Annotated in this window: 20 protein-coding genes; 10 read left to right on the top strand and 10 right to left on the bottom strand. The window is 65.0% G+C overall.

Features of this window, described 5'->3' with window-relative positions; all coding sequences use genetic code 11:
* Positions 1-227 precede the first annotated feature (227 nt).
* Genes SA496_RS19090 through SA496_RS19080 form a run of 3 tightly spaced genes read left to right on the top strand, consistent with a single transcriptional unit; the run spans position 228 to position 4,674 of the window.
* Complete coding sequence (locus SA496_RS19090) at positions 228-1,964, top strand: type I secretion system permease/ATPase (RefSeq protein ID WP_120655033.1); 1,737 nt, start codon at positions 228-230, stop codon at positions 1,962-1,964.
* A gap of 6 nt (positions 1,965-1,970) precedes the next feature.
* Positions 1,971-3,314 (top strand): HlyD family type I secretion periplasmic adaptor subunit, encoded by a 1,344-nt coding sequence (locus tag SA496_RS19085; RefSeq protein ID WP_330114307.1) that lies wholly within the window; start codon positions 1,971-1,973, stop codon positions 3,312-3,314.
* Position 3,315: 1 nt separating this feature from the next.
* Entirely contained in the window at positions 3,316-4,674 is a 1,359-nt protein-coding gene (locus SA496_RS19080; RefSeq protein WP_330114306.1) for a TolC family outer membrane protein, read from the top strand.
* An 87-nt stretch (positions 4,675-4,761) separates the two neighbouring features.
* Here SA496_RS19080 and metR read toward each other — a convergent pair whose 3' ends face one another.
* From metR to SA496_RS19035, 9 genes are all read right to left on the bottom strand, one after another.
* Positions 4,762-5,679: a transcriptional regulator MetR gene (gene metR, locus SA496_RS19075; protein WP_120655036.1), complete on the bottom strand. Its 918-nt coding sequence runs from the start codon at positions 5,677-5,679 to the stop codon at positions 4,762-4,764.
* 538 nt (positions 5,680-6,217) lie between these two features.
* Positions 6,218-7,192 carry a lipoyl synthase gene (gene lipA, locus SA496_RS19070; RefSeq protein WP_330114305.1) on the bottom strand — a complete coding sequence of 325 codons (975 nt, stop codon included), beginning with the start codon at positions 7,190-7,192 and terminating at the stop codon, positions 6,218-6,220.
* 104 nt (positions 7,193-7,296) lie between these two features.
* Positions 7,297-8,415, bottom strand: coding sequence for a glycine cleavage system aminomethyltransferase GcvT (gcvT, locus tag SA496_RS19065; protein ID WP_330114304.1), 1,119 nt, complete (start codon positions 8,413-8,415; stop codon positions 7,297-7,299).
* A gap of 127 nt (positions 8,416-8,542) precedes the next feature.
* Positions 8,543-9,919 (bottom strand): L-serine ammonia-lyase, encoded by a 1,377-nt coding sequence (locus tag SA496_RS19060; RefSeq protein WP_330114303.1) that lies wholly within the window; start codon positions 9,917-9,919, stop codon positions 8,543-8,545.
* A 22-nt stretch (positions 9,920-9,941) separates the two neighbouring features.
* Positions 9,942-11,195, bottom strand: coding sequence for a serine hydroxymethyltransferase (glyA, locus tag SA496_RS19055; protein WP_330114302.1), 1,254 nt, complete (start codon positions 11,193-11,195; stop codon positions 9,942-9,944).
* A 135-nt stretch (positions 11,196-11,330) separates the two neighbouring features.
* Positions 11,331-14,195, bottom strand: coding sequence for an aminomethyl-transferring glycine dehydrogenase (gene gcvP, locus SA496_RS19050; RefSeq protein WP_330114301.1), 2,865 nt, complete (start codon positions 14,193-14,195; stop codon positions 11,331-11,333).
* Between the two features lie 13 nt (positions 14,196-14,208).
* Positions 14,209-14,586: a glycine cleavage system protein GcvH gene (gene gcvH / locus SA496_RS19045; protein ID WP_120655042.1), complete on the bottom strand. Its 378-nt coding sequence runs from the start codon at positions 14,584-14,586 to the stop codon at positions 14,209-14,211.
* A gap of 369 nt (positions 14,587-14,955) precedes the next feature.
* Positions 14,956-16,491: a sigma-54-dependent transcriptional regulator gene (locus SA496_RS19040; protein WP_330114300.1), complete on the bottom strand. Its 1,536-nt coding sequence runs from the start codon at positions 16,489-16,491 to the stop codon at positions 14,956-14,958.
* Between the two features lie 22 nt (positions 16,492-16,513).
* The gene (locus SA496_RS19035; RefSeq protein WP_120655044.1) at positions 16,514-17,425 is read right to left on the bottom strand and encodes a LysR family transcriptional regulator; all 912 of its coding nucleotides are present in this window, start codon (positions 17,423-17,425) and stop codon (positions 16,514-16,516) included.
* 154 nt (positions 17,426-17,579) lie between these two features.
* On the opposite strand from SA496_RS19035, the gene speB reads away from it, so the two are divergent.
* The 7 genes from speB (at position 17,580) to SA496_RS19000 (ending at position 25,849) form a co-directional block, all read left to right on the top strand.
* Positions 17,580-18,551 (top strand): agmatinase, encoded by a 972-nt coding sequence (gene speB, locus SA496_RS19030; RefSeq protein ID WP_120655045.1) that lies wholly within the window; start codon positions 17,580-17,582, stop codon positions 18,549-18,551.
* 20 nt (positions 18,552-18,571) lie between these two features.
* Positions 18,572-20,080: an aldehyde dehydrogenase family protein gene (locus SA496_RS19025; RefSeq protein ID WP_120655046.1), complete on the top strand. Its 1,509-nt coding sequence runs from the start codon at positions 18,572-18,574 to the stop codon at positions 20,078-20,080.
* A 98-nt stretch (positions 20,081-20,178) separates the two neighbouring features.
* Complete coding sequence (locus SA496_RS19020) at positions 20,179-20,352, top strand: hypothetical protein (RefSeq protein ID WP_162945877.1); 174 nt, start codon at positions 20,179-20,181, stop codon at positions 20,350-20,352.
* Between the two features lie 3 nt (positions 20,353-20,355).
* Positions 20,356-21,837 carry a purine-cytosine permease family protein gene (locus SA496_RS19015; protein ID WP_330114299.1) on the top strand — a complete coding sequence of 494 codons (1,482 nt, stop codon included), beginning with the start codon at positions 20,356-20,358 and terminating at the stop codon, positions 21,835-21,837.
* Positions 21,830-23,515, top strand: a complete 1,686-nt coding sequence (gene betA / locus SA496_RS19010; protein WP_120655048.1) for a choline dehydrogenase — start codon at positions 21,830-21,832, stop codon at positions 23,513-23,515. The genes SA496_RS19015 and betA overlap by 8 nt, the downstream gene beginning before the upstream one ends.
* Positions 23,516-23,785: 270 nt before the next feature.
* Entirely contained in the window at positions 23,786-24,784 is a 999-nt protein-coding gene (locus tag SA496_RS19005) for an alpha/beta fold hydrolase (protein ID WP_153918843.1), read from the top strand.
* Positions 24,785-24,988: 204 nt separating this feature from the next.
* Positions 24,989-25,849 carry a CAP domain-containing protein gene (locus SA496_RS19000; RefSeq protein ID WP_330114298.1) on the top strand — a complete coding sequence of 287 codons (861 nt, stop codon included), beginning with the start codon at positions 24,989-24,991 and terminating at the stop codon, positions 25,847-25,849.
* 63 nt (positions 25,850-25,912) lie between these two features.
* Here the strand turns inward: SA496_RS19000 and SA496_RS18995 are convergent, their stop codons facing one another.
* The gene (locus SA496_RS18995; RefSeq protein WP_120655051.1) at positions 25,913-26,377 is read right to left on the bottom strand and encodes a MarR family winged helix-turn-helix transcriptional regulator; all 465 of its coding nucleotides are present in this window, start codon (positions 26,375-26,377) and stop codon (positions 25,913-25,915) included.
* Positions 26,378-26,519 lie beyond the last annotated feature (142 nt).

Genomic DNA, 26,519 nt, shown 5'->3' with positions numbered 1-26,519 from the left:
CGACCTTGATGAGAAGCGCTCTCGCCAGAGTGCCCCATGTCGTCGGTCGGGGTTAATCCCGCAACCGTCCGGCAGGAGGGGTTCCAGGCTGGCGGTGCGTCAGAGTCTTGGCTAAGGATGTGTGTAGGCTTCTGTGGGGGCAGCGCCGTTTTCGCTCCAGGGGCTCGAATTATAAAAAGGCGGCCGCACCAGGGCCGAACCCATCACTCCTTCAATGGAGCGCCGAGATGAAGAATTTCTCGCAGCCCCGTACAGAACTGTCCGAAGCCCTGAATCGCCTGCGCCACACTTTCTATGTGATCGGCGGGTTCAGCGGCGTCATCAACCTGATGATGCTGGCGCCGGCGCTCTACATGCTGCAGGTCTACGACCGTGTGCTTGCGAGCAGCAACATCACTACCCTGGTGATGCTGACGGTGCTGATGCTCGGGCTCTACGTGCTCATGTCATTGCTGGAAGTGGTGCGTTCTACCGTGCTCATCCGCCTTGGCAACCGGCTGGACATGAGTCTGAACAAGCGCATCTTCAACGCCTCCTTCGAACGCAACCTGCGCCGCGCCGGTGGCAATCCGGCCCAGGCTCTCCAGGACCTGTCCCAGGTTCGCCAATTCCTTACCGGCAATGGCCTGTTCGCTTTCTTCGACGCGCCCTGGACGCCCATCTACCTGCTGGTGATCTTCCTCGTGCACCCCTTGCTGGGCATCGTCACCCTGGTCGGCTCGGTCATTCTCTTCGGCCTGGCGCTGCTCACCGAGGTGGTCACCCGTGGCCCGTTGATGGAAGCCAACCAGGCCTCGATGGCCTCCGGTTCCTTCGCCAACAACAACCTGCGCAATACCGAGGTGATCGAGGCAATGGGCATGCTGCCGGCGATCCGCGAGCGCTGGTACAGCAGCCATCAGCGCATCCTGGAGAAGCAGACTCTGGCCTCGGACCGCGCCGCCTATATCAACGGTGCCAGCCGCTTCGTGCGGATCACCCTGCAGTCGCTGATCCTGGGCGCCGGCGCGCTGTTGGCGATCAAGGGCGAGATCACCGCGGGGATGATGATCGCCAGTTCGGTGCTTAGCGGTCGCGCCATGGCACCGGTGGAGCAGGCCATCGGCGTATGGAAGCAGTTGCTCTCCGCTCGCGCCTCCTGGGAGCGGCTGTCCAAGCTGCTGGCGGACTTCCCCGCCCGCAAGGACGCCATGGCACTGCCCAAACCCATGGGTGCGCTGTCGGTGGAACAGGCCATGTCCACGGCGCCCGGCGGCACCACCACCATCTTGCGTGGGGTCAATTTCGGCCTGGCTCCGGGTGAAGCGCTCGGCATCATCGGCCCGTCGGCCGCCGGCAAATCGACCCTGGCCCGGTTGCTGGTTGGTGTCTGGCCGGCGCAAGCGGGGACGGTGCGCCTGGACGGTGCCGATATCTTCCAGTGGAACAAGGCAGAGCTTGGTCCCTGGATCGGCTACCTGCCTCAGGATGTGGAATTGTTCGAGGGCACCATTGCCGACAACATCGCCCGTTTCGGCGAGGTGAACAGCGAAGAGGTGATCCTGGCGGCCAAGCGTGCCGGGGTACACGAGATGATCCTGCGCTTCGACAAGGGTTACGACACGACCCTTGGCCTCGACGGCAGCCCGCTCTCCGGCGGACAGAAGCAGCGCATCGCCCTGGCCCGGGCCATTTATGGCGATCCGTCGATGATCGTGCTCGACGAGCCCAACGCCAACCTCGACGACGTGGGCGAAGCAGCGCTGGTTGAAGCCATCCTCGACCTGAAGAAGCGCGGCAAGACGCTGATCCTGATTTCCCATCGCCCCAGCGTGCTCAGCACGGTGGACAAGGTCCTGCTGCTGCGCGACGGCGGCATGCAGATGTTCGGTCCTCGTGACGAGGTCTTCTCAGCACTGCGCCAGGCCAGCGTCATGCCCTCCGTGGGCACGCCAAACCTCGCGTCCATGCGCGCCAAGGAGTAATCGATCATGCAAGCGGCAAGCGAAAGCAAGGCCCTGGTACCGGTCGAACAACCGACACAGGTGGACATGGATGACAGTCGACCGGCCCGTTGGGGTGTCTGGATGGTGCTGGCCGGATTCGGCGGCTTCCTGGTGTGGGCCGTGCTGGCCCCGCTGGACGCCGGCGTCGTGGCCAACGCCACGGTCAACGTCACCAATGCGCGCAAGACGGTACAGCACCTCACCGGCGGCGAGGTGGACGCCATCCTCGTGCGCGAAGGCGACAAGGTGCGCGCCGGCCAGGAACTGGTGCGCCTGGACCCGACCCAGGCGATCGCCGAGCAGGGCGCCCTGAGCTCCCAGTACATCGTCGCCAAGACCGTGGAAGATCGCCTGGTCGCTGAGCGCGATGGCGCCGACACCGTGACCTTCGCCCCGGAACTGCTGGAGCGCTACGCCGGCGACCCACGCCTGATGGAATCCATCGCTCTGCAGCAGCGGCTGTTCCAGACCCGGCGCAGGGCGCTGCTGGGTGAGATCGGCATCCTCCACGAGAACCTCAACGGTGCCGAAGAGCAGCTCAAGGGCCTGCGCCAGGTCCAGGCCACCCGTGCCAGTCAGTCGAGCCTGCTGGGTCAGGAGCTGGAAGGTGTGCGCAGCCTGGCCGCCGAAGGTTACATCCCGCGCAACCGCATGCTCGAACTGGAACGCAATGCTTCGGAGCTGAATGGCTCCATGGCGCAGAACATTGCCGACATCGGTCGCACCCGGAACCAGATCGCCGAACTCAAGCTGCGCATCCTCCAACGCGAGCAGGACTTCCAGAAGGAAGTGGAATCCCAGCTGACCGACGTGCAGAAGGAAGCCACCTCCCTGGGCGAGCGCCTGCGTTCGGTGGACTACCAGGTGGAAAACACGGTTATCCGTTCGCCCATCGACGGCATCGTCCTGGGCCTGGACATCGCCACCGTGGGGGGCATCATTCAACCCGGTGCGCGGATCATGGACGTGATACCGGACAAGGAACCCCTGCAGGTGGACGCCCAGGTACCGGTGCAGGCCATCGACAAGATGGTGCCGGGGCTTGCGGTGGACATCACCTTCCCGGCCTTCAACCACGCGCAGACCCCGAACATTCCAGGACGGGTAATGACAGTCGCCGCTGACCGTCTGGTGGACGAAGCCAGCAAACAGCCCTATTACTTGACCCAGGTGGAAGTGACCGAAGAGGGCATGCGGATGCTTGGGCCAAACAATATCCGGGCAGGCATGCCGGCCACCGTGACCATCAAGACCGGTGAACGCAGCCTGATGAGTTACCTGATGAAACCGCTGCTGGGTCGTGTCGGAAGCGCATTCAAGGAGCAGTGAAATGAGAGCCCGGATGGCCATTGCCGGTTTGCTCGGAGCCGTCGCCATGCCCGCGACGGCCATGGACCTCAGCGAAGCCTGGGGCGTCTACCAGACCCAGGGACCGACCTATCTGGCATCGGTGCATGAACGCCAGGCCGGCCAGGAATACAAGGAACTGGGCAAGGCCGGCCTGCTGCCGAACATCAGCAGTACCGCCTACTGGAAACGGGTGGACGGCACCAGCGAGCAGGACAACTTCCTGGGCAACTCCGTGGAGAGCGACCTGGAGTACGACTCAAAGGGGGCGGTGGTGGAGTTGCGCCAACCGTTGTTCAACAAGCAGCGGATGGCCGAGTACCGCCAGGGCAAGCAACGCACCCTGTTCAGTGATGCGGTATTCGACGCCAAGACCCAGGAGTCGGCGGTCAGCCTGGCCAGCCGTTATTTCGCCGTGCTGCTGGCGCTGGAAACCATCGATCTGGCCGAGGTCAAGCTGAAGAACCTGGAGAACCAGGTGAAGGCCGCCAAGCGACGTTTCGAACTGGGCGACGGTACCGTGATCGACGTCGACCAGGCGTCTGCCAGACGCGACCTGGCCAAGGCCGAGCTGATCGAAGCCGAAGATAACCTGCTGGTGGCGCGACGCCTGCTGCAGGAGCTGCTCGGCGTGCTGCCAGAGGATATGTCCACCCTGCGTACCGAGTTCCCCACGCCGCCGCTGGAGCCACCGACCCTGCAGGACTGGATCAACGATGCGCGGGCCAACAACCCAACCATCATCGCCCGCAGCCGTAGCCTGGATATCGCGGTCGACGAGGTGGATCGGGCCAGAGCGGGACACTGGCCGACCCTGGATTTCGTCGCCGCCTACAACGACACGGAAAGCGACTCGGTTTCGACCCAGAACCAGACCAACAAATACGGTTCTGTCGGGGTGGAGTTACGTATCCCGATCTTCACCGGCGGCGCCACCAGCGCCCAGGTGCGCCAGGCTTCGGCTAACCGCGAGCTGGCCAACGACCAGCTGAACTCCAGCCGCGAGGAAGTGCTGTCCGGAACTACCCGCGAGTTCCGTGGGGTACAGAGTGGCGAGCAACGGGTACGCGCCCTGGAGACCGCGGTGGTGTCCAGCGAGCGGGCCCAGGAGTCCGCACGCAAGGGCTTCCAGGCCGGTACCAGTACCAACCTGGACATCCTCAATGCCGAGGAACAGGCCTTCATCGCCCGTCGGGACCTCCTGGAGGCGAAGCTGCGCTATCTATTGTCGCGCTTGCGCCTGGCGGCGTCGGTGGGGTCGCTGGGCGAGGACGATATCCAGCAGGCCAATGCCTATCTGGGCCCGGCTATTCCGGTGCATCCGACCGTTCCAAGCGAGTAACACATAGCCCGGATGCAATCCGGGGAAACCGGGCGGGGTGCCCGGATTTCATCCGGGCTATGGCTTGAAAGACCTCAATCTCACTCATCAACGCGCCGCGCTTACCCCTTCCAGGGTGGCGAACGACGTGTCCTTGGCCGTCAGCAGGAAGTCGCGCATGAACGGGGCGTCCAGCATGTCGGCGCGGATCGCCGCGAACAGCGTGCAGTACAAACCCTTCTCACCCAGGCGTTTGGCCGTTACATAGCCCCGTGAGCTGTATTCGTGCAGCGCCCAGTTGGGCAGGCAGCAGACACCACGGCCGCTGGCCACCAGTTGCATCATCATCACCGTGAGCTCCGACGTGCGCACTTGAGCGGGTTCCACATCCGCCGGTTCCAGGAAGCGCGTGAAGATGTCCAGGCGATCGCGCTCCACCGGGTAGGTGATCAGGGTCAGGCTGGCCAGGTCCTCGGGGACGATGAACGGCTTGCTCGCCAGGGCATGCTGGTTGTCCACGGCCAGCAGGGCCTCGTAGGTGAAAAGCGGCACATAGGTGATGCCGGCGAGGTCCACCGGATCGGAGGTCACCACCAGGTCCAGGTCACCGCGGGCCAGGGCGGGCAGGGGGGCGAAAGAGAACCCGGACGCCAGGTCCAGCTCCACTTCCGGCCAGGCATCGCGAAACTGGTCGATGGTGGGCATCAGCCACTGGAAGCAGCTGTGGCACTCGATGGCCATGTGCAGTCGGCCGGCGGTTCCTCCAGCCAGACGCGCCAGGTCACGCTCGGCACTGCGCAGTTGCGGCAACAGACTGTCGGCCAGTTGCAGTAGACGAAGGCCGGCGCTGGTGAAGCGAACCGGTTTGGTCTTGCGCACGAACAGCTGCATGCCCAGGCGCTCTTCCAGTTCCTTGAACTGGTGGGAGAGGGCGGACTGGGTGAGGTGCAGGCGTTCTGCGGCTTCCACCAGGCTGTCGGCCTCGCGCAAGGCGTGCAGGGTCTTGAGGTGGCGAAGCTCGAGCATGGCGGCCTCCATGAGTGGAATTTGAGAGAAACGCGAAGTTGTTGAGTTTGTCTCAAGTTGCGGGGGCTGTCGACAGCCGTCTTTGGTGTTGCTGCTGCAATTCGAGCCAGGTTGCTGATCCAGTTCTGCGGAGGCTTTCTGTTTCGCCTTGCCGGGCGATTCCCTTTTCCAATCGTCGAAAAGGAACCAAAAAACTTGCCCCTGCATCCGGAACTCGGCGTCCCCGTTTGCCTTCGCCAAACTCCCCTCACTCCAGCCTTGCTCCAGGGGCACGGCGCGAGGGGCCATCCATGGCCCCACACGCCTCTCGCGGCATCCATGCCGTTCGTCCCCTCTGCAACGATTCCGCTCGGCCTGCTGAAGGCGCAGGGTCGCTGCCCCACCTTCGTTACTCAATGTCAGGCCGCTGGTGGATTCAGAGGGGTTTGTCCCTCATCGGCGCGAGTCACCCCTCGCCCGCCTGCGGGAGAGGGGCCGGGGGAGAGGGCCGCATCAGGTGGCGCAGCGTTTGGAACACTTGTCCTGGAGAGCTGCAGGATCAGTTGATCTTCCTGCCATGCACCTGCTGGTCGGCGTGGTACGAGGAACGAACCAGCGGGCCGGATGCCACGTTCGCAAACCCCATCTCAGCGCCCTTTTCGGCGAACCAGGCGAAAGTGTCGGGATGGACGAATCGCTGCACCGGCAAGTGGTTGCGGGACGGTTGCAGGTACTGACCAAGGGTGAGCATGTCGATCTCGTGTTCACGCATACGCTGCATGACTTCAATCACTTCGTCGTCGGTCTCGCCCAGGCCGAGCATCAGGCCGGACTTGGTCGGAACACGGGGCACCCGTTGCTTGAACTTCTGCAGCAGGTCCAGCGACCACTCGAAATCCGACCCCGGACGCGAAGAGCGATAGAGGCGCGGTACGGTTTCCAGGTTGTGGTTGAACACATCCGGCGGTTCGGTGGCGGTGATTTCCAGGGCTATGTCCATGCGGCCACGGTAGTCCGGCACCAGGGTTTCCAGCTGGATGCCCGGCGACAGCTTGCGGATCTCGCGCAGGCAATCGGCGAAGTGCCGGGCACCGCCGTCGCGCAGGTCGTCGCGGTCTACCGAAGTGATCACTACGTATTTCAGGCGCAGGTCGGCGATGGCGATGGCGAGGTTCTTCGGCTCGTCGGCATCCAGCGGCTTCGGCCGGCCATGACCGACGTCGCAGAAGGGGCAGCGACGGGTACAGATGTCGCCCATGATCATGAAAGTGGCGGTGCCGCCGGAGAAGCACTCGCCCAGGTTCGGGCAGGACGCTTCCTCGCAAACGCTGTGCAGCTTGTGCTTGCGCAGCAATTGCTTGATGCGTGCGACCTCGGGCGAGGCGCTGATGGGCACGCGAATCCAGTCGGGTTTGCGCGGCACCTCCTCGGTGGGAATGATCTTCACCGGAATGCGCGCGACCTTCTCGGCGCCGCGCAGCTTCACGCCGGTTTGCAAGGGCTGTGGACGAGGAGGGATCTGGGTTTCGGTCATGCTCTTGCTCCGAAGGCTCGGGCGATTTTCGTAGGAGCGAGCTTGCTCGCGAAGCTGTTCGCGAGCAGAGCTCGCTCCTACCCGTTCAAGGAAGGCACCAGCCTTCAGCCGCGGTAGTAACGCTGCGGCACGAAGGGCGTCTTGGCCACTTTCATCGCCACGCGCTTGCCGCGCACCAGGGCCCAGACCTCGCTGTCCACGGCGGCATGGCTGGTGCTCACGTAGCCCATGGCGACCGGGGCGCCCAGGCTGGGGCCGAAGCCACCGCTGGAAACGCGGCCGATCACCGTGCCGTCGGCGTCGACGATCTCGGCGCCTTCGCGCACCGGCACACGTTCCTGCGGCAGCAGACCGACGCGCTTGCTCGGCACGCCATCGCGCTGCTGGGCGAAGACCCGACCGGCGCCAGGGAAATTGCCGGCGCGCAGGCCGTCGGCGCGGCGGGCCTTGGAGATGGCCCAGAGCAGGCTGGCTTCCACCGGGGTGGTGGCGGGGCTCATGTCATGGCCGTAGAGGCACAGGCCGGCTTCCAGGCGCAGCGAGTCGCGCGCGCCAAGGCCGATCGGCTGGACTTCCGGCTGGGCCAGCAGGGTGCGTGCCAGGGCTTCGGCCTGGGCCACGGGCACGGAAATCTCGTAGCCGTCCTCGCCGGTGTAGCCGGAGCGGCTGACGTAGCACTCGACGCCCTCCAGGCGCACGCTGCCGAACTGCATGAAGGTCATCTTCTGCACTTCCGGGGCGAGGCGGCCGAGTACCGCGGCGGCCGCCGGACCTTGCAGGGCGAGCAGGGCGCGGGAGTCGAACAGCGATTCGATTTCGCACTGCTCGGCGAGGTGTTGCTTGAGGTGCGCCAGGTCCTGTTCCTTGCAGGCGGCGTTGACCACCAGGAACAGGGTGTCGTCCGCCAGGCGGGCGACCATCAGGTCGTCGAGGATGCCGCCGTTCTCGTCGGTGAACATCGCGTAGCGCTGGGTGCCCACCGGCAGGTCGAGGATGTCCACCGGCACCAGGCTCTCCAGGGCGCGGGCGGCGTTGTCGCCACGCAGGATGACCTGGCCCATGTGCGAGACGTCGAACAGGCCGGCCTGCTCGCGGGTGTGCAGGTGTTCCTTGAGCACGCCGAGGGGGTATTGCACCGGCATGTCGTAGCCGGCGAAGGGCACCATGCGGGCGCCGAGTTCGAGGTGCAGGGCGTGCAGCGGGGTCTTGGCGAGGTCGGTCATGTAAGGCTCCAAAGCAAAAGTCGGTGCGGGTTGGGGCAGCCCTCTCCCCCGGCCCCTCTCCCTGAAGGGCGGGGGGAGACAAGCTCCCTCTCCCGCGTGCGGGAGAGGGCTGGGGAGAAGGTGCTCTTCAGCATTCGATGATGTTCACGGCGAGGCCGCCGCGGGCGGTTTCCTTGTACTTGCTCTTCATGTCGGCACCGGTCTGGCGCATGGTGCGGATCACCTTGTCGAGCGAAATGAAGTGCTGGCCGTCACCGCGCAAGGCCATGCGCGCGGCGTTGATGGCCTTCACCGAACCCATGGCGTTGCGTTCGATGCAGGGCACCTGGACCAGGCCGCCGACCGGGTCGCAGGTCAGCCCGAGGTTGTGCTCCATGCCGATCTCGGCGGCGTTCTCCACCTGCTGCGGGGTGCCGCCGAGGACTTCGCAGAGGGCGCCGGCGGCCATCGAGCAGGCCACGCCGACCTCGCCCTGGCAGCCGACTTCGGCACCGGAGATGGAGGCGTTCTCCTTGTAGAGGATGCCGATGGCGGCGGCGGTGAGCAGGAAGCGCTCGACGCCGTCGTCGTTGGCGCCGGGCACGAAGCGGCTGTAGTAGTGCAGCACCGCCGGGACGATGCCGGCCGCGCCGTTGGTGGGCGCGGTGACCACGCGGCCGCCGGTGGCGTTTTCCTCGTTCACCGCGAGGGCATAGAGGTTGACCCAGTCGAGCACCGAGAGGCTGTCCTTGAGGCTGGCCTCCGGGTGTTCGCTGAGCTGGCGGTAGAGCGCGGCGGCGCGGCGCTTGACCTTGAGTCCGCCGGGCATGATGCCTTCCTTGCGGCAGCCGGTGGTGACGCAGTCCTGCATCACCTGCCAGATCTTCATCAGCCCGGCGCTGGTTTCCTCGGGGGTGCGCCAGGCCTTCTCGTTCTCGCGCATCAGGCCACTGACGGCGAGCCCGCTGGCGCTGCACTGGGCGAGCATGTCGCGCCCGGTCTTGAACGGATAGGGCAGCGGCGTGCGGTCCTCGACGATGCGATCCAGGCCGGCGGCTTCCTCATCGACGACGAAGCCGCCGCCCACCGAGTAGTACTCGCGGGCGCGGATCTGGATGCCGGCGGCATCGAAGGCGCGGAAGATCATGCCGTTGGGGTGGTAGGGGAGCGGCTTGCGGATCAGCGCCAGGTGTTCCTTTTCCACGAAGTGGATGGGTTTCTCGCCCCCCAGACGCAGTTCGCCGCGCTGGCGAATGGCCGCGAGGCGCTCGTCCACTCGTTCGGTATCGACGGTGTCCGGCTGTTCGCCTTCCAGGCCGAGCAGCACGGCCTTGTCGCTGCCGTGGCCCTTGCCGGTGGCGCCGAGGGAGCCGTACAGCTCGGCTCGCACGGTTGCTACCTGGCCCATCAGCCGGTCCGATTCAAGACCGAGGATAAAGCGTTCGGCGGCACGCATCGGCCCCACCGTGTGGGAGCTGGAGGGGCCGATACCCACTTTGAACAGATCGAAGACACTCAGCGACATGGGGCGTTTCTCGAAAAGGGGGTCAGGCCGGGTACACCGGGAAGCGTGCGCAGAGTGCCGCTGCCTGGCGTGCCACCTGGGCCTCGACATCGGCATCGCCGAGGTGGTCGAGGATGTCGCAGATCCAGCCCGCGAGCGCTCGGCATTCCGCCACCTGGAAGCCGCGGGTGGTCACCGCCGGGGTGCCGATGCGCAAGCCCGACGTCACGAAGGGCGACTGCGGGTCGTTCGGTACGGCGTTCTTGTTCACGGTGATATGGGCGCGGCCGAGGGCGGCGTCGGCGTCTTTGCCGGTGATGCCCTGGCGAATCAGGCTGACCAGGAACAGGTGGTTGTCAGTACCGCCGGACACCACGTCGTAGCCGCGATCGATGAACACCTTGGCCATGGCCTGGGCGTTGTTGATCACCTGGGCCTGGTAATCCTTGAAGCCGGGTTCCAGCGCTTCCTTGAAGCACACGGCCTTGGCGGCGATCACGTGCATCAGCGGGCCGCCCTGGGCGCCGGGGAATACGGCGGAGTTCAGCTTCTTCTCGATCTCTTCGTTGGACTTGGCCAGGATCAGGCCGCCACGCGGACCGCGCAGGGTCTTGTGGGTGGTGGTGGTAACCACATCGGCGTAGGGCAGCGGGTTGGGATACAGGCCGGCGGCGACCAGGCCAGCAACGTGGGCCATGTCGACGAACAGCAGCGCACCCACCTTGTCGGCGATGGTGCGGAAGCGTGGGAAGTCGAGGGTCTTGGAGTAGGCGGAGAAGCCGGCGACGATCATCTTCGGCTTGTGTTCCACGGCCAGGCGCTCGACCTGGTCGTAGTCAATCAGGCCATTGCCATCGATGCCGTACTGCACCGCGTTGTACAGCTTGCCTGAGGACGACACCTTGGCACCGTGGGTCAGGTGGCCGCCATGGGCCAGGCTCATACCGAGAATGGTGTCGCCAGCGTTCAGCAAGGCCAGGTAGACGGCGCTGTTGGCCTGGGAACCGGAGTGCGGCTGGACGTTGGCGTAGTCGGCGCCGAACAGCTGCTTGGCTCTGTCTATCGCAAGCTGCTCGACCTTGTCGACGAACTCGCAACCACCGTAGTAGCGCTTGCCCGGATAGCCCTCGGCGTACTTGTTGGTCAGCTCGCTGCCCTGGGCTTGCATCACCTGCGGGCTGGTGTAGTTCTCCGAAGCGATCAGCTCGATATGGTCTTCCTGGCGCTGGGCCTCGCGGCGGATGGCGTCGAAGAGGGTGGGGTCGAAATCGGAGAGGGTCAGGCTCTTGTGGAACATGGTCGTTTTCCTTCTTGTCAGGTCGGGCTGTGGGAGCGAATTCATCCGCGAAGGGCTGCGCAGCAGCCCCCCTGGACGTTCGATCGCGAATGAATTCGCTCCTACAAGGATTTATTCCCACGGGAGGTGGTTGGGTCAGGCGTCCTGGTAGGCCTCGATGGACGGGCAGGCGCAGACCAGGTTGCGGTCGCCGTAGACGTTGTCCACGCGGCCCACCGGCGGCCAGTACTTGCCGTCCACCAGGCTGGCGCTGGGGTACACGGCGAGTTCGCGGCTGTAGCGGTGGGTCCACTCGCCGACCAGTTCCTGGGCGGTGTGCGGGGCGTTCTTCAGCGGGTTGTCGTCCTTGTCCAGTTCGCCGTTCTCCACCGCGCGGATTTCCTCGCGGATGCGGATCATGGCGTCGCAGAAGCGGTCCAGCTCTTCCTTCGACTCGCTTTCGGTGGGCTCGATCATCAGCGTGCCGGGCACCGGGAAGGACATGGTCGGGGCGTGGAAGCCGTAGTCGATCAGGCGCTTGGCGACGTCGTCGACGCTGATGCCGCTGGTTTCCTTGAGCGGACGCAGGTCGAGGATGCACTCGTGGGCCACCAGGCCGTTGCTGCCGGTGTAGAGCACCGGGTAGTGCTCTTCCAGGCGGCGGGCGATGTAGTTGGCGTTGAGGATCGCCATCTGGGTGGCGCGGCGCAGGCCTTCGCCGCCCATCATGCGGATGTACATCCAGGTGATCGGCAGGATGCTGGCGCTGCCGAACGGCGCGGCGCTGACCGCGCCGTCCTTGCGTGCCATGTGCGCGTGGCCGGGCAGGAAGGGCGCCAGGTGGGCCTTCACGCCGATCGGGCCGACGCCGGGGCCGCCGCCGCCGTGGGGGATGCAGAAGGTCTTGTGCAGGTTCAGGTGCGAGACGTCGCCGCCGAACTGGCCCGGGGCGCAGAGGCCGACCATGGCGTTCATGTTGGCGCCGTCGATGTACACCTGGCCGCCGTTGGCGTGGATGATGTCGCAGATTTCGCGGATGCCTTCCTCGAACACGCCGTGGGTCGACGGGTAGGTGATCATCAGCGCGGCGAGGCGCTCCTGGTGCTCCTCGGCCTTGGCCTTGAGGTCGGCGATATCGACGTTGCCGCGGGCGTCGCAGGCGGTCACCACCACGCGCATGCCGACCATGCTGGCGGTGGCCGGGTTGGTGCCGTGGGCCGACTGCGGGATCAGGCAGATGTCGCGCTGGTCGTCGCCACGGCTGAGGTGGTAGGCGCGGATCGCCAGCAGGCCGGCGTACTCGCCCTGGGAGCCGGCGTTGGGCTGCAGGGACACGGCGTCATAGCCGGTGGCCTGGCAGAGCATGGCTTCCAGCTCGCGGGTCAGTTCCAGGTAGCCCTGGGACTGTTCGGCCGGGGCGAAGGGGTGCAGGGCGCCGAACTCGGCCCAGGTCACCGGGATCATTTCGCTGGCGGCGTTCAGCTTCATGGTGCAGGAGCCCAGCGGGATCATGCTGCGGTCCAGCGCCAGGTCCTTGTCGGCGAGCTTGCGCAGGTAGCGCATCAGCTCGGTTTCCGAGTGGTAGCGGTTGAATACCGGGTGGCTGAGGATCGCGCTCTGGCGCAGCAGGGCGGCCGGCAGGCGGCTGGCGACCGTGGCGGCCAGTTCGGCGAAGACCGGCAGGGCCTGGCCGTCGGCGAAGAGTGCCCAGAGCTGCTCGACGTCGGCCTGGGTGGTGGTCTCGTCAAGGGACAGGCCGAGGCGCACGGCATCCACTTCACGCAGGTTGAGGTGCTGGGCGCGGGCCTGGGCGTGCCGGTCGGCGGTCTTGGCGCCGGTGGCCAGGGTCAGGGTGTCGAAGAAGGCTTCCTGCTCGACGGCAACCCCCAGCTGGGTCAGGCCGGCGGCGAGGATGGCGGTCAGCTGGTGCACGCGCCGGGCGATGCGGGTCAGGCCCTGCGGACCGTGGTAGACGGCGTACATGCTGGCGATGTTGGCCAGCAGCACCTGCGCGGTGCAGATGTTGCTGGTGGCCTTCTCGCGGCGGATGTGCTGTTCGCGGGTCTGCATGGCCAGGCGCAGGGCCGGCTTACCGTGGCGGTCGATGGAGACGCCGACCAGGCGGCCCGGCATGTCGCGCTTGAAGTTGTCGCGGGTGGCGAAGTAGGCCGCGTGCGGGCCGCCGAAGCCCAGCGGCACGCCGAAGCGCTGGGCGCTGCCGAGGGCGACGTCGGCACCGAACTCGCCGGGCGGGGTGAGCAGGGTCAGGGCCAGCAGGTCGGCGGCGACGGCGACCAGGGCGCCGGCGGCGTGGAAGCGCGCCACCAGCTCGCGGTAGTCGAAGAGGTCGCCGTTGGCGGCGGGGTACTGCAGCAGGGCGCCGAAGTAGGCGCTGGCGTCGCTGAGCTCACGCTCGTCGCCGATCACCACTTCGATGCCCAGCGGCTCGGCGCGGGTGCGCAGCACGTCGAGGGTCTGCGGGTGGCAGTGCTGGGAGGCGAAGAAGGCGTTGCTGGCCTTGTTCTTCGCCAGGCGCTTGCAGAAGGTCATGGCTTCGGCGGCGGCGGTGCCTTCGTCGAGCAAGGAGGCGTTGGCCACCGGCAGGCCGGCGAGGTCGCTGACCAGGGTCTGGAAGTTCAGCAGGGCTTCCAGGCGGCCCTGGGAGATTTCCGGCTGGTAGGGGGTGTAGGCGGTGTACCAGGCGGGGTTTTCCAGCAGGTTGCGGAGGATCGGGCTGGGGGTGTGGCAAGGGTAGTAGCCCTGGCCGATGTAGCTCTTGAACAGCTGGTTCTTCGCGGCGATGGCCCTGATCGCGGCGAGCGCTTCGGCCTCGCCCTGGCCGGCCGGCAGGTCGAGCACGCTGGTGCCCTTGATGCTGTCGGGCACCACACTGGCGATCAGCGCTTCCAGGCTGTCGAAACCAAGCAGCTGCAGCATGGACTGGATATCAACATTGCGCGGGCCGATATGGCGCGGGACGAACTCGTTGCGCGTGTCCAGGGGGTATTGGGCGAGGCTCATGGCGGCTCCTCCGTCAGGCTTGGTCGGCGAGGAACGCGTCGTAACCGGCCTGATCCATCAGGTTGGCGACGGCTTCGGGATCGTTCGGACGGATGCGGAAGAACCAGCCATCGTCCAGGGGGGCTTCGTTGACCAGTTCGGGGTTTTCGGCCAGAGCCTGGTTCACTTCGACCACTTCGCCGTCGAGCGGCATGGTGATATTGCTGGCGGCCTTCACCGATTCCAGTACGGCGACTTCGGCGCCCTGCTCATAGCGTCCCGCGTCGGGCAACTGCACGAACACCACGTCACCCAGGGCTTCCTGGGCATAGCTGGTGATGCCGACAGTCACTTCGCCGTTGGCTTCGACACGCAGCCATTCGTGCTCGGGAGTAAAACGCAGAGTGGTCATGGAACGTCCTCTTGTTATCAGGTTGGGTCCCGAGCGCTTGGCTCGGCTGATGGAACAAGAGCAATTGAGGTGCCAACTACTTAAAAGGCTTATATATCAATGGATTGATGGGTTTTTTCGTTCCCGGCTGATTATTTTTGGAGCGATATCGCTCCACTCCGAAAAGCGTCTTTCAATCGCCCTGAGCGAGGAAAGCCCCGGAAACCGGGGCTTGAGGAGGAGTGGAGCGAAATCGCTCCAGTGGAATGGATTCGAACCGGGGATGAACTGTAGGAGCGAGCTTGCTCGCGAAAGATCGTGGTCGGACCGTTCGCGAGCAAGCTCGCTCCCACAATCGCGAATGAATTCGCTCCTACAAAAGAGCAGTCCTTATCGGGAAATACCGTACTTGCGCAGCCGCTGCCCGATGGCGGTGTGGGAGGTACTCAGCCTGGTCGCCAACTGCCGCGTGGACGGGTAGACGGCATAGAGCTGTTGCAGCAGGTTCTTCTCGAAGCCTTGCACCGCGTCTTCCAGGCTGGTGACCTCCAGAGAATCGACCTGCTGGGGGCTGAGGGCGGTGCCGGCGAGCTCGAGGTCGTCGCAGTCGATCAGGTCGCCTTCGCTGACGGCGGCAGCGCGGAAGATCACGTTCTGCAACTGGCGCACGTTGCCCGACCAGCGATTGCCCAGCAGCAGGGGGTAGGTGGTCGGGGCCAACTGGCAGGGCGGCCGCTGGATCTGCGCGCAGGCCTGGTCGAGGAAATGCCCGGCAAGCAGGAGGATGTCCTGGCCACGGTCGCGCAGGGGCGGGACGTCCAGGTTCAGCACGTTGAGGCGGTAGAACAGATCCTCACGGAAGCTGCCGGCGCCGACCATGGCCTCCAGGTCCCGGTGGGTGGCGCCGAGGACGCGGACGTTCACATGCACTTCGCGGTCGCCGCCAACCCGGCGGAAGCAGCCATCGCTGAGAAAGCGCAACAGTTTGGCTTGCAGGTAGGGAGACATCTCGCCGACTTCATCGAGGAACACCGTGCCGCCGTCGGCCATTTCCAATAGACCGGGCTTGCCGCCGCGCTGGGCGCCGGTAAAGGCGCCCGCCGAGTAACCGAAGAGTTCGCTTTCGGCCAGGCTTTCCGGCAGTGCCGCGCAGTTCAACGCCAGGAATGGCGCGTCGCGTCGCTCGCTCAGGGTGTGGCAGGCGCGGGCCACCAGTTCCTTGCCGGTGCCAGTCTCGCCGCGGATCAGCAGGTGCGCGTCCAGACCGGCGACCTTGCGCAGACGTGCCTTGAGCTGCTTCAGCGGCGGCGACTTGCCGAGCAGTGCTTCCATGCCTTCGCCGCCGTCATGGCGCAGAGAGGCCAGACGCTCGCCGATACGACTCGGTGGATAGAGGGTGAGCAGGCCCCCGGCCAGGTCACCCGGTCCGCCATCCGCGGCGCTGCTGATTGGTGTGGCGTCCAGCAGCAGTGCCTGTCCCTTGAAGGCCACTTCGCACATGGGCAGGCGAAAGCCACGGTCGATCAGGGTTTGCGCCAGCGCGGGATCATCGAACAGGTTCGACAGTGGCTCCCCGGCAGGCTCGCGACCGTAGAGGTTGGTCAGCGAGGGGTTGGCCAGCAGTACATGGCCGCTGTCGTCCACCGCCAGTACCGGGTCGCTGACTGCCGCCAGCAGGGCGTCGAGCTGCAGGCGGCGGCGCTGGCCGGGAAGAATGTCGACCACGGTCACCGCCTGCACGCCTTGTAAGCCGTGCAGGGCTTCACGCAGTTCTTCCAGCACTTCCGGACCGAGGCTGGGGGCGTCGATGTACACGTTCGGCGGAATCATCTCCACCGCTTCCAGGTTGAGGTTGCGGCCACCGAGCAAGGCCAGGACTTCCTGGGTGATGCCGACGCGGTCGATGAAGGTGACGTGGATGCGCATGGGAGGGTCGCCTGCGAATGGCTCAAGTTCTGCCCGTGCCGCTGGAGCACTGGGTCAGGTCTTCGAGGAAGGCATGGAGGATCGGTGGCATCGCCCCGCGACGGGTGATCACGTCGAACGGCGATTCGAGTTGCGAATCGGTGATGGGCAAGCGGCGCATTTCGCCGGTGCGTACCCATTGTTCGGCGACATGCATCGGCAGCAGGCCGAGGTAGGCGCCGGAAATGATCAGGATGGCCAGCGCCTCGATATTGTCCACAGTGGCCGCGGCCTTGCTCACGCCCAGTACGTCGAGATCGTACTGCTGCATGTAGCCGCGCACCACGATGCGGCTGGCGCCAATGGCCTTGCCCAGCTCGGCCCCTTCCAGCCCGGTCTCGAACAGTGGGTGGTGGCGCCCGCAATAAAGTCCCAGTGCCTCGTGGTAAAGCGGCGAGTAGTGGATGCCTGGGATGCGCACAGGGAAGTGACCGATGGCCAGGTGCAGGCGATTGTCCAGGACCCGCTCTTCCAATTCGGCGGGTGTCCCGACGTAGACGCTCAGGTGCACGTCGTGCCCTCGGGAGACGAAACGCTGAGTGGCGCGGGGCAGGGGAGAGTCGCGGTCGGTGATGGTGCTGTCGATGATGCCGAGGTTGAGCTTGCCGCTGATGCGTTGCTTGAGCACATCGGCGTCCATGCAGAAGGTCTCCACCGCCGAAAGCAGCCGCTGGGTCGCCTCATGGATGGCCACGCCCTGTTCGGTCAGGCGGAAACCACTGCGGCCGCGCTGGCAGAGCTTGACCCCCAGTCGCGTCTCCAGGTGGTTCATCTGTTCGCTGATGGTGGACTGGCCTGCATTCAGTGCGGCCTGAGCGGCAGAGAAACCGCCGCATTTGACGATGGTGGCGAAGACCCTGAGCAGTTTCAGGTCCACATCATGCAACTGGATCACGCGAACCTCCCAGTCGATCGTTACTTCGGAATCAACGATATGAGCATCTGATGTTTTGCATTTTTACAAAATAATCCTGCGCCCATAGTGCCTGCAACGGCGAATTCCAAGCCGGTTCGCCGACCACTGAAAACAAGAAGCGAGGCGCACGACGATGTCGAAGAATGCTTATGAGTCCGGACGGTTGAACCTGCCTTTCGTAGGTCACTGCACGTTTGCCAAGTCCCCGATCTGCACCGATTGGGATGCCATCAACGCGGACGTCGCCGTGCTCGGTGCGCCCAACGACATGGGCACCCAGTGGCGCTCCGGGGCACGCTTCGGACCACGCAGCATTCGCGAAGCTTCCACGCTGTTTTCCTTTGGCCATTCCGGCGCCTACGACCATGAGGACGACGCCCTCTATCTCACCCAGGACCAGGTGACCATGGTGGATGTCGGCGATGCGGACATCGTCCACACCGACATGGCTTCCAGTAACGACAACATCGAATTCGCCGTACGCAAGATTCTCGAATCCGGTGCCATGCCGGTGGTGCTGGGTGGTGACCATTCGATCCACGCCCCGGTGATCAAGGCCTTCGAGGGCCACGCCCCCATTCATATCGTGCATTTCGATGCGCACCTGGACTTCGTCGACGAGCGCCACGGTGTGCGCTACGGCCATGGCAACCCGCTGCGCCGCGCCTCCGAATTGGACCACATCGTCGGAATGACCCAGATGGGCATTCGCAACGTGTCTTCCTCCAACCGCGATGACTACGACGCCGCCCGCGCCGCCGGCTCGCAGATTCTTTCGGTACGCGATGTACGCCGGCTGGGGACCGAAGGCGTCATGGCGAAGATCCCGGAAGGCCTGGACTACTACATCACCATCGACATCGACGGCTTCGACCCGTCCATCGCTCCCGGCACCGGCACGCCCAGCCACGGCGGCTTCCTCTACTACGAGGTGCTGGAAATCATCCAGGCGCTGGCCAAACGCAGCCAGGGCCGGGTCGTCGGCATCGACCTGGTGGAGGTTGCACCGGCCTATGACCCCACCGGCGCCACCTCGATTCTCGCGGCGCAACTGCTGATGAACAGCATCGGCTTCATCTTCCACGAACGCGCCCGCAACCGCTGACAGGCCAGGAGGAACAGAGCGTGGACATCAAGGTAAAAGACTATCTGCAGCAGTTCGGCGTATCCGAAGCGACCCAGCGCTTCCTCGGCAAGACGCAGAAAATGTTCGTGGGCGGCGCCTGGCTGGAGCCTGCCGATGGCGCCAGTGCCGAGGTGATCGAGCCTTCCACCGGTGCAGTGCTCACCCGCATTCCCATGGGTGCGCCTGAGGACCTGGACCGTGCGGTGCAGGCCGCGCGTGCGCAATTCGACGGTGGCGCCTGGAGCCAGCTCAAGCCGCTGGAGCGTGAGCGCCTGCTGCATGGCCTGGCCGACCTGATCGAGGCCAATGCCGATGAGCTGGCAGAAATAGAATCCATTGACATGGGCAAGTCGGTCGCCCAGGCGCGGGCCGTGGATATCCAGGGCACCATCGACACCTTCCGCTACTTCGCCGGCTGGGCCAGCAAAATCCATGGCCGCACCGTCGAACCCTCGCTGCCGGGCAACTACCTGGCCTATACGCGCAAGGAGCCGGTGGGTGTGGTGGGCGTCATCGTGCCCTGGAACTTCCCGCTGCAGACCATGGCCTGGAAGCTTGGCGCGGCACTGGCGGTGGGTTGCACCGTGGTGGTAAAGCCGGCGGAGCTGACCTCCCTTTCGGCCCTGCGTTTCGCCGAGCTGGTACAGGAAGCCGGCATCCCCGATGGCGTGGTGAATATCGTCACCGGTCGCGGCAGCGTGGTCGGAGCAGCCATGTCCTGCCATCCGGGAATCGACAAGCTGAGCTTCACCGGCTCGACCCCAGTCGGCTGCGGCGTGGGCAAGGCGGCCATGGACCAGATGAAGCGCCTGACCCTGGAGCTGGGCGGCAAGTCGCCGGTGATCGTCTTCGCCGACGCCGATATCAAGGCCGCGGCCCAGGCGGTGGCCAACGGGGTGTTCTTCAACTCCGGACAGGTTTGCGACGCGGGTACCCGTGCTTACGTCCATCGCAGCGTTTACGCCGAGTTCCTGCGCGAACTGGCCAGCTACACCGCAACGCTGAAGATCGCTCCCGGACTGGACCCGGACTGCTTCATCAGCCCGATGGTTTCGCGTCAGCAACAGCAGCGGGTGCTTGAGTACATCGAGGCCGGCAAGGCGGAGGGCGCGGAGCTGTATTACGGCGGCGAACCGGTCGAAGGCCCCGGCTATTTCGTCCAGCCAACCGTCTTCGCCAACTGCCGCAACGACATGCGCATCGTCCAGGAGGAAATCTTCGGCCCGGTGCTGGTCACTGCCGCCTTCGATACCGAGGAAGAAGCCCTGGCGCTGGCCAACGATTCGCTCTTCGGCCTGGCCGCGGCGCTCTACTCGAACGACCTCGGGCGGGTCCACAACCTGATCCCGCGCCTGCGTGCGGGCACCGTCTACGTCAACGCCCACAGCACCCTCGATCCCTCGATGCCCTTCGGCGGCTACAAGCAGTCGGGCTACGGCAAGGACCTCGGGTCGGAGCAACTGGAATACCTGCTGGAAACCAAAGCCGTGTGGATCACACTGCCCTGAGGAGCTGGGCGGAAGTAGCCGTCGCCTTCGGGCGACGGTCCTGATTGGCCGGGATGCATCGAATTTCAAGAACAAGAACCCATTGAGGTGATGCCCAGATGAACAGCCAACCCGATATCGAGCGTGCACAAGAGTTGGAAAGGCGCATACGCGTCTATGAGCAGTTGGAAGCAAGCAAGAAGTGGCCGGGGGCGTTGAACGCCGTCGACTACATCGCAACCATCCTGATGACGCTGGTCCTGGTCGTCGGCTTCTACCTCTGGGGGTACTGAGCCATGACCCACCACGAACCCGTCAATCACAGCCTGGAAGCCGAGCGGGGCGATACGCCGCTCCTCCCCTCGGAACGCATGTGGGGCTTCTGGGAGTTCACCTACGCGAACTCCGCCCTGGCCATCGCCACCTGGGCCTTCCTCATCGGCGGTGCCACGGCCCTGTTCGTCGGGCCGCAGCAGGGCATCGCCGCCATCGTCATCGGCAACATCCTCGGGGTGCTGCTGACCACCTTCGCTACCTGCGTACCCTGCGGCAAGTACGGCACCGAGCAGTTCACCTTCCTGCGCAGCATGTTCGGCGGCAACGGCAGCCGGCTGGTCTACGTGCTGGCGGTGGTGCTCCTCACCATGGGCTGGCTGGCGGTCCTGGGGCTGATGTTCGGCCGCTCCATCGACGGCCTTGCCGGACTGGTGTCGGAGCACAAGACCGATGCCAGTGGCTGGCTGGTCCTGGGCGCGGGGTTCTTCGCGGTGGTCCTCACCGGCTTCGTGGTCGCCAAGGGACCGACGTCGATCAAGGTGTTCAACACCATCGTGGCGCCGGCTCTGGTGGTGATCATGGGCGTGATGTTCTACATGATCCTCAGCGAGCACGCGTTCTCCGAGCTGATGGCCATGCCCGCGCTGGACGCTCCCTTCGACGACAAGCGGGTGAACTTCATGATCGCCGTCGAGGTGAACATGGCCGCGGGCTTCTCCTGGTGGCCCTATGTGGGCAACCTGGCGCGCCTCTCGAAGAACCAGCGGACTTCGTACTGGCCGAACATCATCGGCATCTTCGCGGCCGCCGCCCTGGGTGAAGTGGTTGGCCTGCTGGCCGCCGCCGCCCTGGGAGACAGCGATCCCACGGTCTGGATGACCCGGATCGGTGGCCTGACCTTCGGTGTCATCGCCCTGGGCTTCGTAGCCTTCGCCAACGTCACCAGCATGGTGAACATCCTCTACACCTCCATCGTCGGCCTGCGCCAGCTTGCCGGCCAGAAGCTGCGGGAATTCAGTTGGGAGTGGCTGGTGGTGCTGTTCTGCCTGGTGCCGGGGTTGATCGTGCTCTTTGCGCCGGGCATCTACGACGGCTTCTTCATCTTCCTGGTCTGGACCTCAGCCCTGAACAGCGCCCTGGCGGGCATCGGCATCGCCGATTACTTCTTCCTCCGCCGCCAGCGCCTGAACCTGCGCCACCTCTACGCCAACGAAGCACATTCGCCATTCCACTTCTGGCGCGGTTTCAACCCCGCGGCCATCGTGGCGCTGGCCGCCGGCTTCGCCATCTACGTGGTGGTGTTCAACCCGCAGACCCTGGCCAATACCAATTTCTTCACCTTCGCCACCGCTTCCCTGCCGTCCTGCCTGCTGGCCGGGCTGGTCCACTACGTGCTGACCCGCGTGCTGGCCACCCGCATGGGCTGGGGCGCCTACCCAAAGGGCAACGAACGCAACACTGAGGCCCTGGGCCTCACCGCAAAGGGCTACAGCAATGAATAAGCGATACGACTACATCATCATCGGCGCCGGCTCGGCTGGCTGCGTCCTGGCCAACCGCCTGACCGAGGATGCCGGCACCTCCGTACTGGTCCTGGAGTTCGGCGGCAGCGATCGCAGTGTGCTGATCCAGATGCCCAGCGCGTTTTCCATCCCGATGAACACGAAGAAGTACAACTGGCGCTACGAGACGGTGGCCGAGCCGCATCTGGACGGACGCCGCCTGCACTGCCCGCGGGGCAAGGTGCTCGGCGGTTCGTCCTCGATCAACGGCCTGGTCTACATCCGTGGCCATGCCTATGACTTCGACGAATGGGAAAGCCTGGGAGCGAAGAACTGGAGCTACCGGAACTGCCTGCCGTACTTCAAGCGTGCGGAGACCTTCAAGTTCGGTGGCGATGATTACCGGGGTGCCAGCGGCCCCCTGGCCACCAACAATGGCAACAACATGCAGAACCCGCTGTATGGCGCCTGGGTGGAGGCGGGTGCCGAGGCCGGATACATCAAGACCGAGGACTGCAACGGCTACATGCAGGAAGGCTTCGGCGCCATGCACATGACCGTGAAGGACGGCGTGCGCTGGTCCACCGCCAACGCCTATCTGCGTCCGGCCATGGAGCGTCCCAACCTGACCGTGATCACCCATGCCATGACCCGGCGCCTGCTTCTCGACGGCAAGCGGGTTGTCGGCGTGGAGTACGACCAGGGCGGCCAGACGCATACCGTGCACTGCAATCGCGAAGTGCTGGTGTCTTCCGGTCCCATTGGTTCGCCGCACCTGTTGCAGCGCTCCGGCATCGGTCCGGCAGCGGTGCTGGAGAAGGCCGGCATCCAGGTCAGGCATGACCTGCCGGGTGTAGGCGAGAACCTGCAGGATCACTCGGAAATCTACATCCAGTACGAATGCAAGGAACCGGTGACGCTGAACAGCAAGATGGGCCTGCTGGCCAAGGCGATGATCGGCCTGCGCTGGCTGCTGTTCAAGGACGGCCTGGGTGCGAGCAACCACTTCGAGGCGGGTGGTTTCATCCGCTCCGAACAGGGTTTGCGCTGGCCGGACATCCAGTTCCATTTCCTCCCGGCGGCGATGCGCTACGACGGCGACAAACCCTTCAAGGGGCATGGCTTCATGGTGCTCACCGGTCCCAACAAGCCAAAGAGTCGTGGACACGTCCGTGCCCTCTCGGCAGACCCGTACCAGCACCCGGAAATTCGCTTCAACTACCTGGAGAGCGAGGAGGACCGCGAAGGCTTCCGCCGCTGTGTGCGCCTGACCCGCGAGATCATCGGCCAGCCGGCGATGGATCGTTACCGGGGCGTCGAACTGGCACCCGGTCCGAACGTGCAGACGGACGAGGAAATCGACGCCTTCGTGCGCGCCAACATGGAAAGCACCATGCACCCCTGCGGCTCCTGCCGCATGGGTGAGGACGACATGGCCGTGGTGGATTCCGAGCTGCGCGTAAGGGGCATCCAGGGGTTGCGGGTGATCGACTCGTCGGTCTTCCCCACCGAGCCCAACGGCAACCTCAACGCACCGACCATCATGCTCGCCGAACGCGCTTCTGACCTGGTGCGTGGCCGTCGGCCGCTGGCGCCTGAAGACGCACCGGTGGGCCTGGCCGCGAACTGGGAAAGCGCCCAGCGCAGCCACGCACCATTGCGCCAGGTGGGGGCCTGAGGCGCAGGGCGAAACAGTTCTGTACCTCCCAAAAACGTGCCCGCTGGCGCACCCCGCACCCCCGCCCACTATCCCGGAGGGCGAGGGGTGACTCGCGCCGGCGAGGCACAGGTCATCCTGATGCTCTCACTGGCCTGAGACGGAGTAGACGAGGCAGGGAAACGACCGTTCGGCGCTCGTCATGAAATTGTCACGGTTCTATGGCAGAGCGAACGACAGGAATTCATCAGAATCGCGTTCAACTGGGGTTTTGCGTTCTGGATTTCCATCATGCGTGTGCTGATCCTGCTCGCCGCGCTCATCTGCGGCCTGCCTTCCTTTGCTATCGCCAACGCTCGCTGCGATGTCGCCGTGCCGACGGAGACCGTCGACCTGGGCGAGGTGCGCCTGGCTTACCAGAGCGTAGGGCGTGAGCGGGACCCGGCGCTGCTGTTGATCATGGGCCTGGGCGGACAGCTCATCCACTGGCCGGACGAGGTGGTGCAGCGCCTCTGCGAAAACGGCTTCCGGGTCATCCGTTTCGACAATCGCGACGTCGGACTCTCGGCCTGGATTGGCCCCGCACCTTCGACCAACCTGCCTTACGAAGTGGTGCGTTATCGCCTGGGCCTGCCGGTTTCAGCGCCTTACGGCCTGCGCGACATGGCCAGCGACTCATTGCACCTGCTGGATGCCCTGCACATTCGGCAGGCCCATGTACTGGGCGCCAGCATGGGCGGGATGATCGCCCAGCACCTGGCCGACCTCGCTCCGCAGCGGGTGCTGAGCCTGACCCTGATCATGACCAGCTCCGGCGCCCAGGGCTTGCCGGCGCCTAGTTCGGCGCTGCTGGAGCTGCTTGCACGGCGCGAGGCACCGAGCCGCGAGGTGGCTATCCAGCAACAGGCCGACTTGCTCGCCGCGCTGGGCAGTCCCGATGTCAGCGACGATCGCTTTCAACTGCTGGAGCAGGCTGCCCGCGCCTACGACCGCTCCTTCAACCCCGAAGGTGTGCAGCGGCAGATGCTGGCGATCCTCGCCGAGCCCAGCCGCGTCGACATGCTCAATCGCCTGCAGGTGCCCACCCTGGTGGTGCACGGTACGGCCGATCCGCTTCTGCCGGTGATGCATGGCGTGCATGTGGCGGCGCATATCAAGGGTTCGGAGCTGAAGCTGATTCCCGGCCTGGCGCATCGGTTCCAGGAGGCTTTCAAGGAACCGTTGCTGTCGGCGGTGCTGCCGCACCTGATGGCTCACCGCCGCTCCGAGGGGCATGTGGCACAGCTATAGCGTGTAGGTACGAGCCATTTGCCGGAACGGAGACGTGGCCAGCACCCTAGTCCGGATATCAGCCGGGCTGCTGGCTACGGAAATACCGAACGACGCAACGCGATCGCCGGGAGGTGAATTTTTTCTGGGCGCCCCGAACCTGTGTTGCACGGCGCAGTCATACGCCAGCCCCGAAATCACAATGACTCTCCTGCACGCCATTCCATGCGCCCAATCCGCCGATCCCTTCGTCTGCTTCCAACCTTGCCACTTGCCCTGCTGTCCCTGTTCACCCACGCCGCCCAGGCGGGTGATGAGCGTCAACTGCTGGCAGCGATCAACGACTACCGCACCCACAGCCAGCGTTGCGGGTGGAGCAGTGTCCAGGCGGCACCGCCGCTGAAGATGAAAGCCAACGTGGCACTGCCGGTGGGGTACTCGGGTGAACTGCGCCGGGGGCTGCGCGATGCCGGCTACGTGGCCGGTGAGGTGCGGAGCATCCGCTTGTCCGGGGCGCGTGATGCGCGTTTGGCGTTCGACATGCTCCGCGATGACTACTGCACGGATTTGATGGACCCGCAGGTGACCGATGTCGGCATTAGTCGTAGCGGCAATCAGTGGCGCCTGGTACTGGCCCGACCCATGGCCAGTGCCCAGCTTGGGGATACCCGCTCGGCCGGTCAGGCGCTGCTGGCTCAGGTCAATGCGGCGCGGGCCAAGCCGCGTATGTGCGGTGGCAAGCGCTTTGCCGCTACCCGCCCTCTCGCCTGGAGCCCCGCCCTTGGCAGTGCAGCCCAGCAGCACAGCCGCTCAATGGCCAACCGCGACTACTTCTCCCACAACGATCCCAACGGCGATTCGCCTTTCGACCGGGCGCGGGCCGCGGGCTACCGGGGACGACAAGTCGGCGAGAACATTGCTGCGGGGCAGGGCTCACCGCGCGCGGCCATGGACAGTTGGCTGGCCAGCCCAGGCCATTGCGCCAATCTGATGAATCCCCGTTTCACGCAAGTCGGCGCCGCCTACGCTGCACAAACCCGCAGCGAGAATGGCATCTACTGGACCATGATGTTCGGCGCGCCCTGAAGGGGCGCCGACAGCATTCGTTGGGCTTCGCATAGCTCAGCGCAATCTACGCGAGCACGAAACTCACTTGCGGCTTCCAGACGATTTGAGGAGGTTGTCGCGTAGCGCCGCGACGGCCTGCTGCATGCGCACGAACTCATCCGAGTCCAGGCCCGTTGCACCGTTGAGGCCTGTTTCCGCGCGTTGCTCCCTAAGCTCTTTGCCCGCCTTTGTCAGGCTGACGCGCACCTGACGCTCATCTTCTGGATCGCGCTGACGCTGGACCAGGCCCATCGCCTCGAGCTTCTTCAGCATCGGCGTGAGCGTGTTCGACTCCAGAAAGAGCTTTTCACCGAGGCTGCCGACGGTCTGATTGTCTTCATCCCATAGCGCGACGATGGCGATGAACTGGGTGTAGGTCAGCCCGAGCTGCTCGAGAATCGGCTTGTACGCCTTGCCGAAGGCCAGGTTCGCGGAATAGACCGCGAAGCACAGAAAGTCTGAGAGCGGGGCCGGTTGGGCCGGGGTCGATCTGCCGGTGGATTTCATCTGTTTCCTCGTTGAACAAAGACCGATGTCTCGAATGTCCGGACTATAGATCGCATGCGAGAACATCGGAAGTGCCTTGAGTTCAGGGGCCGACCAAGGGCCGCTGCGAATCGATCCGGAAATAGAGCGCCCGCGATGTCGC

This window comes from Pseudomonas sp. JS3066 (genome assembly GCF_036328175.1).
GTDB lineage: Bacteria > Pseudomonadota > Gammaproteobacteria > Pseudomonadales > Pseudomonadaceae > Metapseudomonas.
This window is presented reverse-complemented; position numbering and strand designations above follow the sequence as displayed.

What these genes read in the sequence shown, in the direction of transcription:
- SA496_RS19000 (WP_330114298.1), top strand. Translation starts at nt 24,989, where the DNA reads ATGCGCCCAATCCGCCGATCCCTTCGTCTGCTTCCAACCTTGCCACTT.
- speB (WP_120655045.1), top strand. Translation starts at nt 17,580, where the DNA reads ATGTCGAAGAATGCTTATGAGTCCGGACGGTTGAACCTGCCTTTCGTA.
- SA496_RS18995 (WP_120655051.1), bottom strand. Translation starts at nt 26,377, where the DNA reads ATGAAATCCACCGGCAGATCGACCCCGGCCCAACCGGCCCCGCTCTCA.
- gcvP (WP_330114301.1), bottom strand. Translation starts at nt 14,195, where the DNA reads ATGAGCCTCGCCCAATACCCCCTGGACACGCGCAACGAGTTCGTCCCG.
- SA496_RS19090 (WP_120655033.1), top strand. Translation starts at nt 228, where the DNA reads ATGAAGAATTTCTCGCAGCCCCGTACAGAACTGTCCGAAGCCCTGAAT.
- lipA (WP_330114305.1), bottom strand. Translation starts at nt 7,192, where the DNA reads ATGACCGAAACCCAGATCCCTCCTCGTCCACAGCCCTTGCAAACCGGC.
- betA (WP_120655048.1), top strand. Translation starts at nt 21,830, where the DNA reads ATGAATAAGCGATACGACTACATCATCATCGGCGCCGGCTCGGCTGGC.
- SA496_RS19040 (WP_330114300.1), bottom strand. Translation starts at nt 16,491, where the DNA reads ATGCGCATCCACGTCACCTTCATCGACCGCGTCGGCATCACCCAGGAA.
- SA496_RS19020 (WP_162945877.1), top strand. Translation starts at nt 20,179, where the DNA reads ATGAACAGCCAACCCGATATCGAGCGTGCACAAGAGTTGGAAAGGCGC.
- gcvT (WP_330114304.1), bottom strand. Translation starts at nt 8,415, where the DNA reads ATGACCGACCTCGCCAAGACCCCGCTGCACGCCCTGCACCTCGAACTC.
- metR (WP_120655036.1), bottom strand. Translation starts at nt 5,679, where the DNA reads ATGCTCGAGCTTCGCCACCTCAAGACCCTGCACGCCTTGCGCGAGGCC.
- SA496_RS19015 (WP_330114299.1), top strand. Translation starts at nt 20,356, where the DNA reads ATGACCCACCACGAACCCGTCAATCACAGCCTGGAAGCCGAGCGGGGC.
- SA496_RS19080 (WP_330114306.1), top strand. Translation starts at nt 3,316, where the DNA reads ATGAGAGCCCGGATGGCCATTGCCGGTTTGCTCGGAGCCGTCGCCATG.
- gcvH (WP_120655042.1), bottom strand. Translation starts at nt 14,586, where the DNA reads ATGACCACTCTGCGTTTTACTCCCGAGCACGAATGGCTGCGTGTCGAA.
- SA496_RS19005 (WP_153918843.1), top strand. Translation starts at nt 23,786, where the DNA reads ATGCGTGTGCTGATCCTGCTCGCCGCGCTCATCTGCGGCCTGCCTTCC.
- SA496_RS19085 (WP_330114307.1), top strand. Translation starts at nt 1,971, where the DNA reads ATGCAAGCGGCAAGCGAAAGCAAGGCCCTGGTACCGGTCGAACAACCG.
- glyA (WP_330114302.1), bottom strand. Translation starts at nt 11,195, where the DNA reads ATGTTCCACAAGAGCCTGACCCTCTCCGATTTCGACCCCACCCTCTTC.
- SA496_RS19060 (WP_330114303.1), bottom strand. Translation starts at nt 9,919, where the DNA reads ATGTCGCTGAGTGTCTTCGATCTGTTCAAAGTGGGTATCGGCCCCTCC.